Origin of the sequence: Bradyrhizobium sp. RDI18, assembly GCF_043203335.1 — a bacterium.
GTDB classification, from domain to species: domain Bacteria; phylum Pseudomonadota; class Alphaproteobacteria; order Rhizobiales; family Xanthobacteraceae; genus Bradyrhizobium; species Bradyrhizobium retamae.
Map to the genome: position 1 here is coordinate 5,302,991 of NZ_JBICRN010000008.1, position 13,075 is coordinate 5,316,065.

Consider the following 13,075-nt stretch of genomic DNA (forward strand, 5'->3'; position numbering starts at 1 on the left):
CCGATCAAGCGCTGCGAGCTCGTCAGACCTTGAGCACACCCGGGAAGTGATGCTCGAAGGCGCCACGGTAATCCGTCGCGTTGGTCATGTTGTAGTAAACCACGCGGCGCACCCATGCCTTCTGCGAGTCCATCACCTTCTTCATGAATGGATCCGACCCGAGCTGGGCGATCAAGCCGTCCCATGCCTTGATCTGCGCATCGAATACGGACTTCGGCGTCCGCTGGACGTTGACCTTGTCCTTGTTGATCAGTTCCTGCAGGTCCTTGGAGTAATAGTCCATCCCCTTCCATTCGTTGGCGGAGGAAACCGCCTCTGCAGCATACTGCAGGATCGCCTTCTGCTCCGCCGCCAGTGCATTATACTTCGTGCGGTTGAACATGATCTCGAAGTATTCCGTCGCCTGATGGTGGCTGCCCAACATGTAGTTCTTGGCGACGTCCTGCGCGCCGAAGCGCCTGTCCGATGTCGGGTTGTTGAACTCAGATCCATCGATCACGCCGCGCTCCATGGCCGGCACGATTTCGCCGCCCGGAAGCTGCGCAACAGAGGCGCCCATCACCTGGAACAAGTCGGCGGCGAGACCCACGGTGCGGTATTTGAGCCCCTTCAGGTCGGCATCACTGGTGATCGGCTTTTGAACCAGCCGAGCGGCTGGGTCGGCATCGGCATTGCGAAGAAGCTCTTGATATTGACCTTCATGATCTGGGTCTGGAGTTCTTCGAACAGCTCCTTGCCACCGCCGTTGTGAATCCAGCCAAGACCCTCGTTGGCATTGAAGCCGAACACGGGCCCGGTGCCGAACAGCGACGCCGCCTTGTGCTTGCCGTACCAGTAGACGGTCACCGTATGTGCCGCGTCGATCTGGCCGCCATGCACGCCGTCGAATACCTGGAACGGGTGCACGACTGAGCCGCCCACCAGATAGTCGATGCGCAACCGGCCGCCCGCCATCTCGTTGACGCGCTTCACATAATCTTCGGCCATCTCGTTGAAGACGTCGGCCTTGCCCCACGAGCCCTGCATCTTCAGGGTCGCCGTCTGCGCCCGGCTGACTTGTGGCATCGCAATCGCCGCACCGCCGGCGGCCGCGGCCGTCAGGAAACGGCGCCGCGTCGTTTTTGTATCGCTACGCTTGCTCATGAGCTCCTCCCGGTTGAGATGTCGCCCGCTGTCGCCGCAGGCTTGTTTGTCTCAACGACAAGTCAAAGGCTTGCGCGGCATTTTGGCAAGCGGGAAGTGCGCGGGCTCCTTATGAATCGCTCGATTGGCAGGGCAACGTTGCCATTTCGCAGGCGCGAAGCAGGACGCTGTTCGCGTTCGGCGGGGCGAATGCGCACCGGCGTCTTGCACTTTAGTCGCAGGAAATTGGTGGCGCGGTGTCGGCAGTGCGCTGGATCAAGTAGGGCTGATTTATTCCCGCGCTATTTCTGCGCCCAATAGCCGCGCCGCGCCACCCTCATCGATGGGTCAGGTGCTGCTGCCTGCCGCCGTCGCGACCACCGGCAAGACCTCGTTGGCGGCGCGGTCGGAGGGTATCTTCCTTCCAGCGGACCGAGCCGAACGGCCGCTCCAGCATGCGGCGGACGCGGATCGGCTCCGGCCCGAGGTGAAAGTCGATCGCGCGCTGGTGCAGGGCGCGCTCGGACTGCGTCGCACGGTTACGCTGGCGCAGATAATCGAGCCAGGTCGGGCAATGGTAGCGCTCGGTCCATAATTCGGGGTCGCCGATGTCGCGCGCGATCGACCAGCCATAGGCGCCGTTGCGCTGGCGGCTGAGCTGCACTTCCTGCATCACATTGTGAAACGCGCGCGCGTTATCCTGCGCGACGCGATACTCGATTTCGACCACCAGCGGTCCGCTGCGCCCCGTGAGCGACAGCCGTACCTCGGGATCGGCAAGCAGTTCGGTGGCATCCTCGTTGCGCGCGCCGACCGGCGGCATGCGCAGCCAGATGCCGAGCAGGGGCGAGATCAGCATCAGGCCAGCCGAAACCAATAGCGCGATCTCCACGCCGGCGAGGTCGGTGAGGTATCCCCAGCCCCAGCTTCCGACCGCAATGCCGCCGGCGATCGACGCCTGGAAAGCCGCCAGCGAGCGGCCCGCAACCCAGCGCGGCGCTGAAAGCTGCACGCCGATATTGAACAGGGCGACCGCCAGCATCCACACCGCGCCGGCGAGCACGAGCGCAATCGCGGTCAGGACCGCGTTGGTGCTCAGGGCGACCGCCGCGATCGCACCCGCCATCGATATCGCGCAAGCGCGTACCGCGGCCTCGCCGCTCATGCGCCGCCGTACCTCGCCGATATTCAGCGCGCCGAACACCGCGCCCATGCCGAAGGCCCCGAGCATGATGCCATAGGTCTGCGCGCCGCCATGCAGGAGGTCGCGGGCGACCAGTGGCATCAGCGCCGAGACTGAGCCGCCAATGATGCCGGTGACCAGCGTGCGCGTCAGCACGATCTTGATCGACGGCGAATTGGTGATGTAGCGCACGCCGGAAACCATGGCGCGGTTGAGCCGTTCGCGCGGCAGGCGCGACGGCTCGTTGGCGCGATTCCACAGAAACATCACCACCATCAGCGGCAGATATAGCACCGCATTGACGGCAAACGCCGCCACGGCGCCTGATGTGGCGACCACGATGCCGCCGATCGCCGGACCGAAGCTGCGCGCAATGTTGTAGCTGATGCCGTTGAGTGCGACCGCCGCCGGCAGCGTCTCCGCCGGCACCTGCTCGGTCACCGAGGCCTGCCAGGCCGGCCCGAACAGCGCCATGCCGCTGCCAACGACGAAGCACAGCGCCAACAGGATATTCGGCGTAACGAGGCCGAACCACGCCAGCACCGTGAGCGCGGTTGCGCCGACAAGCGCGATGCCGAGCGAGACCAGCGCGACGATGCGGCGGTCGTGCATATCGGCGATGGCGCCGGCCGGCATCGAGATCAGCATGATCGGCAGCATCAGCGCGGTCTGCACCAGCGCGACCTTGTCGGCCGAAGCAGTCATCTGCGTCATCGCCCAGGCCGCGCCGACGCCCTGGATCAGAATCCCCAGGTTGGAAACGAGGCTGGCGAGCCAGATGCGCCGGAACACCGCGTGCCGCAACGGCGCTGCGATGCCGTCAGTCGCAAGACGCGAGCGTTTCGGCTGGTCGGTCATGATCGGTTCCGTTGGCGTTCTGTCACCGGCTTGATTCCATTCGAATGTAAAGTGATGCCTGCGAAAGCCCTGGCCTGTCCAGTCGAAGCAGCACTATCGGCGGTGCTATCGCACAGCTAAGGTATTGAAAAGCAACGGAAGGTTTCGGAATGCGGCTGTCGCGGCGGTTGATCCTCAGGGGTGCCGGAGTGTTGCCTTTGCTGGCGGGCGGTCTTCCGCTGCTCGGACTGCAGGCGCGGGCGCAGACCGCACCGGTGGCCGTTCCGCCGATCCTGTTCGTGCATGGCAATGGCGACCATGCGGCACTCTGGATCACCACGCTGTGGCGAATGGAATCGAATGGCGTGCCACGCGAGCGAATGCTGGCGATCAATTTTACCGATCCTCTGGCGCGTACCGATGACAAGGTGCAGCAACCGAACCGTTCCTCGACCGAAGACCAGCGCCGCGAGCTCGGCGAAGCCGTCAAGGAATTGCAGCGCCGCACCGGCGCGGCGCGCATCGCCCTCGTCGGTAGTTCGCGTGGCGGCTATTCGATCCGCAATTACGTCAGAAATGGCGGCGGAGCTGATGTGAGCCACGCCGTGCTGTGCGGCGTTCCCAATCACGGAATCTATGATTGGGATGATGGCATCAATAACGAGTTCAACGGCCGCGGCCCGTTTTTGCGCGGCTTGAATGAGGGCGACAGCGAGGTGACGCCGGGCACGGCGTTTCTCACTTTGCGCAGCGATGGCAACGACAAATATGCGCAACCCGACGGACGCTTCGTCGGCAAGCCGGGCACGCCCACCGGCGTGACATCAGATGGTCCTGCGCTGAAGGGCGCGACCAATCTGGTGCTCGGCGCGCTCGATCATCGCGAGGTCGCCTTTCATCCGCGCGCATTTCGCGAGATCTATAAATTCATCGCTGGCGTCGAGCCGTCACGCATCGAAATCGCGCCGGAAGCGGAAGTCAGACTGAGCGGGCTTGTGACGGGTACGCCGGCCGGCGTCGTCACCAACCGTCCGGTCTCCGGCGCGACGGTCGAAATCTATCGGGTCTCTCCCGAGACCGGCGAACGGACCGGCGGTCCGATCCATTCTTCGCAAACCGGCGCCGACGGCCGTTGGGGCCCGGCGCAGGTCGAGGCTACCTGGTTTCTCGAAATCGTGCTGACGTCAGCGGGTTCGCCGACCACCCATTTCTACCGCTCGCCGTTTCCGCGCTCCTCCGAAATCGTGCATCTGCGTTCCGCGCGCCCGCTCGGGCCGGCCGATGCCGGCGCGGGCGCCGTGGTCCTGATGTCGCGCCCGCGGGGTTATTTCGGCCTGCCGCGGGACGTGGTGCTGATCGACGGCAAGGAGCCTGGGGACGTGAAATCCGGCGTGCCGACCGATTCGGTCACGACCTTGCGGCTTCCGGCGGAGGAGGCCGGCAGGCCGGTGGTGACCATGTTCAACACCGAGCGGATTGTGGCACGGGCCTGGCCGGCCTCGGAAAACCGGATTGCGGTTGCCGAACTGACTTATTAGCTGTTTCCTGACAGGAGCGCCTTTGTGGCGCCCGGATCGAATACATAGTTGGAGCCGTAGCCCGCATGAGCCAACGGGTCGCGCGAATGCGCGCCCGATGACAGGCTCCGCGATATGCGGGGGCGTAGGTCCCTACGAGAGTGGCGCCGATGAGCATAGCCGAAGCCTACGACATGACGGTTGCGCGCGCGCCGCTGGTGCCGCCGAGCCCGCCTCGGGCGCCCGACGACATGACGGTGTTCGGGCGGATGAAGGCGATTCGCGAAAGCCCGATCGGTAGCTGGGGCCAGCGGGCCTATGAGGAAGATATCGTCCAGGGCCGCTTCTTCGGACGCAGCACATTCATTCTCAACGCGCCGGATGCGATCAAGCATGTGCTGGTCGACAATTATGAAAATTATACGCGCACGCCGGCCGGCATCCGGGTGTTGCGTCCGATCCTCGGCGAAGGTCTTTTGATCGCGGAGGGGCGCGCGTGGAAGCATCAGCGCCGCACGTTGGCGCCGGCATTCACGCCGCGCGCGGTGATGCCGCTCATTCCGCACATGCTGGCGGCGACCGACCAGACGGTCGCCAAGCTGAGAGGCGCCAGCAATGGACACGTCGACCTGCGCGAGGCGATGCAGCGGATGGCGCTCGAGATCGCCGGCCGCACCATGTTCTCGTTCGGGATGGATCGCCATGGCGCCGCCTTGCGCGATTTCGTGATCGAATATGGCGAGCGGCTAGCACGCCCGCATTTTCTGGATTTGCTGTTGCCGCTGAGCTGGCCAAGCCCGCAGGACATTGCCCGCGGCCGCTTCCGCAAGCGCTGGACTGCCTTCATCGGCATGCTGATGGCCGAGCGCCGCGCCGCCGGCAAGCAGGAGGGCGCACCGGCGCGCGATCTGTTCGACCTGATGGGCGACGCGCGCGATCCGGAAACCGGCGAAGCCTTCTCCGACGAACAACTCGGCGATCAGGTCGCGACCATGATTCTCGCCGGCCATGAGACGACGGCGACCGCACTGTTCTGGGCGCTCTATCTCCTGGCGCTCGATCCTGCCACGCAGGAGCAGGTGGCGAGCGAAGTACAGACCGCGTCCGTCAACGGCGCGTCCGATATCGAGCGGCTGAAATTCACCCGCGCGGTGATCGACGAAACGATGCGGCTCTATCCACCGGCGTTCCTGATCGCCCGCGCGGCGATCGGGCCGGATACCATCGCGGGTCTGCCGGTCAAGAAGAAGGACGTCATCCTGATCGCGCCGTGGCTGCTGCATCGGCACGAAAAACTGTGGCGCGATCCGAGCGCGTTTGTCCCGTCCCGCTTCATGACGGGAACGCCGCCCGACCGCTTCGCCTATCTGCCGTTCGGCGTCGGCGCCCGCGTTTGCATCGGCGCGCATTTCGCGCTGGTCGAGGCGACGCTGGCGCTGGCGAAGATGATCGGCGCGTTTCGCGTCACGCTGGTCGACAAGGATCCGGTGATGCCGATCGGCGTGGTGACGACGCAGCCCGACCGTTCGCCGATGTTTGCCATCACGCCTCGGTAATCTTTTTTGATCGGCCGATTGCCGGACCACGCGAAGAAAATGCGTCAGAAAGGAAGCGCACCTTGCGCAGCCGCTTCGGGAGCGTCATCTAGGTTATCACCATGAGCGATACCCAGGCCCAGTTCGCAGTCTTGAAGCAGACCGCCGATCCCGCGGTGGTCGACGCCATCACGCAATTGATCGCCAAGGGCGAAGACCGCGAGCTCAACCGGATCAACCTGTTGGATTTCGCTGCGCGTTACGGGCTCGACGAGGAAAAGGTCATCTCGGCCTTCCTGCATTCGGCGCGGCTCGGGCTGTTCGATCTCACCTGGAATGTGCTGTGCCCCGGCTGCGGCGGCGTGCTCGGCGCGCACAACACCCTGAAATCCCTCCGCCACGACGATTACAATTGCGCGCTATGCGCCCAAGGTTACGAGGCGTCGGTCGACGACCGCGTCGAGGTCGCCTTCACGGTCAGCCCGCGCGTCAGGCGCATTGCGGCACACGATCCCAACACGCTGCCGATCTGGGAATATAACCGCCAGATGTTCTGGAGCTCGGGGATGGACCTGAGCGAGGAATCGATCAAGCGGCTCATCGATGAAGTCTCGCTCGAAGCCATCGAGTTGCCGGCGGGCGAAAAGGCGGTGCTGTCGCTGCAATTGCCCAACCAGTTCGTGATCGTGTTCGAGCCGGTGACGCATTCGGCGCATTTCTTCGATGTCCAGGGCGAACCGATCCGCGAGCGGCAACAGTTTTCGATCGTCTTCAACAAGCTGCACGCGCCTACTGGCTCGACGGTGATGCGCCCGGGACCGCTACGGCTGTCGCTCGAAAACCAGACCGACCACCGGGTGCTGCCCGCGGTCTGGGTCGCCAACGACACGCTCCATGAGCTGCTCGGCAAGCGCAAGCCGATCCTGACCGCCAAGCGGATGCTGTCCAACCAGACTTTTCGCGACGTCTTCAAGGCGGATAACCTCAACGTCGACCAGCGCCTCAAGATTACCTCGCTGACCTTCCTGTTCACGGACCTCAAGGGCTCCACCGCGCTCTATGAGCGGGTTGGCGATCTCGCCGCCTTCGACCTGGTGCGGGCGCATTTCCACGCGCTGCTTGAAATCATCGCCTCGGAGAAGGGCGCGGTCGTGAAGACGATCGGCGATGCCGTGATGGCGACCTTCATCAGGCCGGAACATGCGATCGTCGCGGGCCTGCGCATGCGGGCGGCAATGGCAGTCCTGAATGCCGAGCGCGGCCGGGAGGACCTGATCATCAAGATCGGCATCCACGAAGGCCCGTGCCTGGCGGTCATGCTGAACGAGCGGCAGGACTATTTCGGCCAGACCGTCAACATCGCCTCACGGGTGCAGAGCTTGTCGACCTCGCAGGAAATCCACATCACCGGACCTGTGATCAGATCGCCCGCAGTCGCCACGATCCTGGCGAAGCAGGCGATCCGGCCGATCCAGAAGGAAGCGGCGCTGCGCGGCATCGCCGACAAGGTTATGGTGTACGAGATACCTTAGACAGCGCTACTCGATCACGATCTCGCCGGTCATGCCGATCTCGGCGTGGGTCTTGCCGTCGCTGGTCTTGATGTCGCAGCGCAGATCGTTGACGCGGCCGGCTGCGACCGGCACCAGCCACCATTCGGCGGATTGTCCCGGATAGACCTCGATCTCGCGAATGGCGCCCTTGAATTCGGCGAGCGTAACGGTCTTGCCGTTCTGCTGCTGCGTCACCTGCGCCTTGCGCGTGAACACCATCTGCGAGAACGCGTGCGAGGTGAAGTAGTGCGGATCGTTGCTCGAATTGCGCAGGATCAGCTTGTAGAGCTTGCCGGTTTCGAACTTGAGTTGCTTCGGCGCGAATTCGTGTTTGCCGGGCGAGCCGAGATCGACCGTCACCTCGATCGGCGCCTGTCGCGACAGGTCACCTGCCGCAAGCGCTGCTCCGGAAGCGATTCCCAACACAACGGCAGCGCCAAGTGCGAAGCGCAAGGAGGCCATGGTCGTTTCCTTCTTTGAAAATAGCTTGCTGAAACAAGGAGTTCTTCCATAATGCAAATGCGAATGATTTGCAATTGAATATCGACGGACTGCCTGCGGCGAATCGCGCAGTCGGCCATTGCCGATAGCGGTGTCTTGCCGAAGCGGCAAAGGCTACAAGCCTTGAACCGGTCCCCTCCCAACAGAAAAGCGAAGGCGCGCCGTTGTTCTCGGCGCTGCCCAGGTTTCACGCAGATGTTTCCGTCACACCCAACGTGACGCCGATTTAATCTGCACGCCTTGTCGGTCACCCATTGCGCGGATTGCGAAGGCCAGGTCTTCGACCCATATTCGCTCGACAGCTTCTTCGAATTTGCAGGTAGATTGATGCTCGACGGACTGCGCCAATTCATTGCCGACATCGTCGCCCCCAACGCGGATCAGGATTTCGCGTTCGACGACACCGGGTATCTTCTCGCGGCGACTGCACTACTGGTCCATGTCGTCTCGCTCGACGGCGAGCCGAGCGTGATCGAGAAGCGCAAATTGCACAGTTTGATCGAAAGCCGCTTCAAGCTCGATCCGGGACGGCGGATCATTTGATCGCGTCGGCGACGCGGGCCGAAGGCGATGCGGTCGATCTCTATCGTTTCACCAGCGTCATAATGCGTTCGGTGAACGAAGAGGGCCGGCTTCGCATCATCGAGATGATGTGGGAACTGGTATACGCGGACGGCCAGGTCAGCGAGTTCGAGGATAATGTCGTCTGGCGCGCGGCTGACCTGCTCGGCATTTCCTCGCGCGACCGGATCGACCTCAAGCATCGGGTGGCTGAGCGGCAGCCGGTCTCGTCCGCAGGTGCGCCGAAGGCCGAAGACGCCGCAATGTGACAATGAGCGGCGCAGCCACGCATCATTGCAGATGACGAAACTTTGATGTGCGCTGCAACCGGCTGCGGCAGCGCGCGATAAGCCTGAAAACATAGGGACTTCAGCGCGTGGAGCACACAGGCCGGCATGGGCCATGTTTGGGGGATGGCTTGCGCCACACCGCGCGCCTATGCTCTCGTTCCCGTGCTGCAGCATAACCCTGATTTGATTTAAGAGCATTCAACCGTGACCGAGCGTGTGACGCTGATTACTGGTGCATCGGCGGGCATAGGCACCGAGCTGGCGCGCGTTTTTGCATCGAAGGGTCATCGCGTGGCGCTGGTGGCGCGGCGCGCTGATCGCCTGGAAGCGTTGGCGACCGAAATCAAGGTGGCCGGCGGCGCAGCGCCGATCGTGATCCCTTGCGACCTTGCGCAACCCGACTGCGGCGACAGGATTGCCGAAGCCTTGACCGCCTCCGGCGTGGAGGTTGAATACCTCGTCAATAACGCCGGATTTGGCGTGTTTGGCAGAGCAATCCAGCGCGATCGGTCCAACCAGCTCGAGATAATCGCCGTCAACATCCGCGCGCTGACCGACCTGTCACTGCGATTTTCCGATCACCTGATCCGCAATCGCGGCGGCCTTCTCAACGTCGGCTCGATCGCCGGTTTTCTGCCGGGGCCGGGAATGGCGGTCTATTACGCGTCCAAGGCCTATGTGCTGTCGTTCACCGAAGCGATGCGCGCAGAACTGGCGCCACATGGCGTGCGCGTGACGGTGTTGTGTCCGGGACCCGTGCCCTCGGAATTTCAGGCACGCGCCGGGTTTAGACCCGGCTACGATTCGTCGATGCTCAACATGTCGTCGGCCGATGTCGCGCAGCAGGCCTACAGCGGCCTCATGGCGAACAAACGGGCAGTGTTGCCGGGCCTCGGCATCAAGATTGTGCCGTTCCTGCTCCGGCTGGTTCCGCGCTCCTTTGTCCTCGGGGCGATCGGCCGCTTCCAGCTCCGCCAGCGTTGAAGAAATCCCGGGATTTTCCGGCGTTCTTGCCCGCTCGCACCGCGGGCCGGGGTGCTGACCGCATCTGGCCCGCGGTTTGCTTACATTTTTGGATGTGTGCGTGAACTCACCCGAAATTAACACTCACTTAGGTATGGTTTCGATTCGAGGCACCTGAGCAACGTCGATGTCGTTCCGGTCGAGCAAGAATGGCGACAACATCGTGCCCTTTCGGGGCAGAGGGGCGCTGGCTGCGCCTGACGCCGCATCCCTGTCACCGGTTCTGATCGTGCTCCACCAGGAAAGCTCGACGCCCGGCCGGGTCGGCAACGCGCTGCGCGCGCTCGGCTATCCTCTCGATATCAGGCGTCCGCGGTTCGGCGACCCGTTGCCTGAAACACTGGCCCAGCATGCCGGCGCGGTCATCTTCGGCGGCCCGATGAGCGCCAACGACTCCGACGAGTATGTCCGGCGCGAGATTGACTGGATCGAAATTCCCTTGCGCGAGCGGCGGCCGTTTCTCGGCATCTGCCTGGGCGCCCAGATGCTTGCCAAACAATTGGGCGCGCCGGTCGCGCCGCATCATGAAGGAAGGGTCGAGGTCGGTTACTATCCGATCCGCCCAACCGCTGCCGGGCACGCGCTCTGTTCGGACTGGCCGGAGCGCGTCTACCATTGGCACGGCGAAGGATTCCAACTGCCTGACGGCGCCGAACTGCTTGCCGAAGGCGATGACTTTCCGGTGCAGGCGTTTCGGCACGGCCACGCGTTCGGCTTCCAGTTTCATCCCGACGTCACCTACGCCATGATGCATCGCTGGACCACGCGCGGATGTGTGCGGATGGATTCGCCGGGCGCGCAGCCGCGTCATCTTCACTTCGAAGGCCGCGCCGTGCACGACGTCGTGGAACGGGCGTGGCTGAAGAATTTCATTGCAGGCTGGATCGTGCGCGCGTCGCACGCGGCTCTGCTGGAAGCGGCCGAATAGCCGCCACGCGGAATTTGCCCGCGCGTCCGAACGTCTTTCAAAAGCTGCTGGTGTGATAGGCTCGCGCTCCTGAGCCCGCACGGCAATGACAAGAATGACAGGGAGACCCGCGGTGACCTATCAGCATATTCTCTACGAGGTGAGCGACAAGATCGCGACCATCACGCTCAACCGCCCCGACCGCATGAACGCATGGACCGCGACCATGGAGCGCGACGTGCGCCATGCAATGGAGGCTGCCAGCGCCGACGACAATGTCCGCGTCATCGTGCTCACCGGCGCCGGCCGCGCCTTCTGCGCAGGTGCCGACATGGAGGCGCTGCAGGCCATCGATCCCAGCGAGATCAGGCGCGGCGAGAACATCCCGCCGTTCGACATGAACCGCCGGGCGGACTGGCAGACGCGCTACGCCTATTATCCGGCGATCCCAAAACCCGTGATCGGCATGCTCAACGGCGCTACCGCCGGCATCGGCCTGGTCCACGCGCTCTATTGCGACCTGCGCTTTGCGGCCGACAATACCGTCTTCACCACCTCGTTTGCGCGCCGCGGGCTGATCGCCGAGCACGGCATTAGCTGGATGCTGCCGCGCATCGTCGGCCACGCCAATGCGCTGGATTTGCTGATGTCGGCGCGGCGGGTTTCCAGCGAGGAAGCCTTGCGCATCGGGCTGGTCAACCGGATCTATCCGCCGGACCAGTTGCGCGAGCAGACGTATGCCTACGCGCGCGATCTCGCCGATTTCGTCTCGCCCAGCGCGATTTCGGTCATCAAGCGCCAGCTCTATGACGTGCCGTTCCAGACGCTCGCCGAAGCCACCATCGATGCCAACCGCGAAATGCAGATTGCGCTGAAGGGGAGCGATTTCCGGGAGGGGTAGCGAGTTTTGTGGAGAAGCGGCCGCCGCGGTTTACGGGGAAGTGAGTGGGGAGTCGGGTCGGGTCTGTCGGCCCGCCTTCGCCCGTTGGGCTATGGCGTGGCAGCCTTCGCTTGCTTCGCTACGATAGGGCACGGTTTGGCTTGCCGAGCCGTAGCTTGCGAAGCAAGCGAAGGCTGGTGGAGCCAGGCGGGATCGAACCGCCGACCTCGTCATTGCGAACGACGCGCTCTCCCAGCTGAGCTATGGCCCCGTCGCGACCGCCTCGACATCGTCCGAAGCAGCCGACAATCGGCGCCATTTACAGTCCGGCCCAAGGCCAAGTCAAGAACGGTGAAAGTACCGATTTTGGCGTGATTTTGCCGGGAACTTCCCTTGTTTGCGAGAGGATGAACCGATATCTAGCTGTTTATCCCTCCTCGCGAGCTCCCCTCCCATGCGCGCTATCCTCGACATCGTCATCATTGTCCTTGACCTGTACGTCTGGCTTTTGATCGCCGCGGCCATCCTGTCCTGGCTGATCGCCTTCAATGTCGTGAACACGCGCAACGGGTTCGTCGCGGCGGTGGCGGAATTCCTGTACCGAATTACCGAGCCGGCGCTGGCGCCGATCCGCCGGTTCATGCCCAACCTGGGTGGGCTCGACATCTCGCCGATCATCCTGATCCTGGTCATCATGCTCATCCAGCGGGTAATTCTCTACTACGTCTATCCCAACGTCATCTGACCGCGAGCACTGATAGCTGACGGATGCCCGATGGATCCCTGGCGCTACTCCACCGACGGCATCAGTGTCGCGCTGCGGGTGACACCGCGCGGCGGCCGCGACGATATCGATGGCATTGAGACGCTCGCCAACGGCCGCTCGGTGGTGAAGGTTCGCGTCCGCGCCATCGCCGACGGCGGCGAGGCCAACCGTGCGGTCACGGAACTGCTGGCGAAGGTGCTCGGCGTCCCGAAGGCGAGGGTGAAGATCCTGTCGGGCATGACGTCGCGCATCAAGCAGGTCGCCGTTGACGGCGATCCCAAAATTCTCGGCGAAACGCTGCGAAAGGTAGCCGCCGCCAAAGCATGATCCGGACGCGGAGGGCCGCGGAAGCGCAAAGTAGGAACCGGTTTTCCGAAAAGATCATGCGTCAAGACGAAGA

8 protein-coding genes, 1 tRNA gene and 4 pseudogenes are annotated in these 13,075 nt (G+C 63.4%); 9 read left to right on the forward strand and 4 right to left on the reverse strand.

The annotated features are described in order from the left end of the window. Positions 1-22: 22 nt before the first annotated feature. Together ACFXS9_RS34725 and ACFXS9_RS34730 are read right to left on the reverse strand one after the other, a co-directional pair. Positions 23-1,143, reverse strand: a pseudogene (locus ACFXS9_RS34725) (TRAP transporter substrate-binding protein). A gap of 327 nt (positions 1,144-1,470) precedes the next feature. Beyond that, a pseudogene (locus ACFXS9_RS34730) lies at positions 1,471-3,163 on the reverse strand (MFS transporter). A 149-nt stretch (positions 3,164-3,312) separates the two neighbouring features. Between ACFXS9_RS34730 and ACFXS9_RS34735 the strand changes: the two are divergent. The 3 genes from ACFXS9_RS34735 to ACFXS9_RS34745 all read left to right on the forward strand — a co-directional run bounded on the left by ACFXS9_RS34735 (position 3,313) and on the right by ACFXS9_RS34745 (position 7,726). Continuing rightward, positions 3,313-4,680 carry a hydrolase gene (locus ACFXS9_RS34735; RefSeq protein WP_392697129.1) on the forward strand — a complete coding sequence of 456 codons (1,368 nt, stop codon included), beginning with the start codon at positions 3,313-3,315 and terminating at the stop codon, positions 4,678-4,680. Positions 4,681-4,829: 149 nt separating this feature from the next. Beyond that, the gene (locus tag ACFXS9_RS34740) at positions 4,830-6,215 is read left to right on the forward strand and encodes a cytochrome P450 (RefSeq protein ID WP_392697132.1); all 1,386 of its coding nucleotides are present in this window, start codon (positions 4,830-4,832) and stop codon (positions 6,213-6,215) included. A 101-nt stretch (positions 6,216-6,316) separates the two neighbouring features. After that, entirely contained in the window at positions 6,317-7,726 is a 1,410-nt protein-coding gene (locus ACFXS9_RS34745) for an adenylate/guanylate cyclase domain-containing protein (RefSeq protein WP_392697135.1), read from the forward strand. 6 nt (positions 7,727-7,732) lie between these two features. Here the strand turns inward: ACFXS9_RS34745 and ACFXS9_RS34750 are convergent, their stop codons facing one another. After that, on the reverse strand, positions 7,733-8,209 hold the full coding sequence (locus tag ACFXS9_RS34750) for a hypothetical protein (protein WP_392697137.1): 477 nt from the start codon (positions 8,207-8,209) through the stop codon (positions 7,733-7,735). Positions 8,210-8,575: 366 nt separating this feature from the next. Here ACFXS9_RS34750 and ACFXS9_RS34755 point away from each other — a divergent pair. From ACFXS9_RS34755 to ACFXS9_RS34770, 4 genes and pseudogenes are all read left to right on the forward strand, one after another. Further along, positions 8,576-9,078: pseudogene (locus ACFXS9_RS34755) on the forward strand (TerB family tellurite resistance protein). Between the two features lie 225 nt (positions 9,079-9,303). Beyond that, positions 9,304-10,083 carry an SDR family NAD(P)-dependent oxidoreductase gene (locus ACFXS9_RS34760; protein ID WP_392697140.1) on the forward strand — a complete coding sequence of 260 codons (780 nt, stop codon included), beginning with the start codon at positions 9,304-9,306 and terminating at the stop codon, positions 10,081-10,083. Between the two features lie 166 nt (positions 10,084-10,249). After that, a complete protein-coding gene (locus ACFXS9_RS34765) occupies positions 10,250-11,050 on the forward strand; it encodes a glutamine amidotransferase (protein WP_392697143.1) in 801 nt (266 codons plus the stop codon). A 112-nt stretch (positions 11,051-11,162) separates the two neighbouring features. Then, a pseudogene (locus ACFXS9_RS34770) lies at positions 11,163-11,974 on the forward strand (enoyl-CoA hydratase). 130 nt (positions 11,975-12,104) lie between these two features. Here the strand turns inward: ACFXS9_RS34770 and ACFXS9_RS34775 are convergent. After that, positions 12,105-12,180 (reverse strand) — tRNA-Ala (locus ACFXS9_RS34775). Between the two features lie 183 nt (positions 12,181-12,363). Here ACFXS9_RS34775 and ACFXS9_RS34780 point away from each other — a divergent pair. Continuing rightward, positions 12,364-12,654: a YggT family protein gene (locus ACFXS9_RS34780; RefSeq protein WP_057842713.1), complete on the forward strand. Its 291-nt coding sequence runs from the start codon at positions 12,364-12,366 to the stop codon at positions 12,652-12,654. Positions 12,655-12,684: 30 nt separating this feature from the next. Continuing rightward, on the forward strand, positions 12,685-13,002 hold the full coding sequence (locus ACFXS9_RS34785; protein WP_028348404.1) for a DUF167 domain-containing protein: 318 nt from the start codon (positions 12,685-12,687) through the stop codon (positions 13,000-13,002). Positions 13,003-13,075 lie beyond the last annotated feature (73 nt).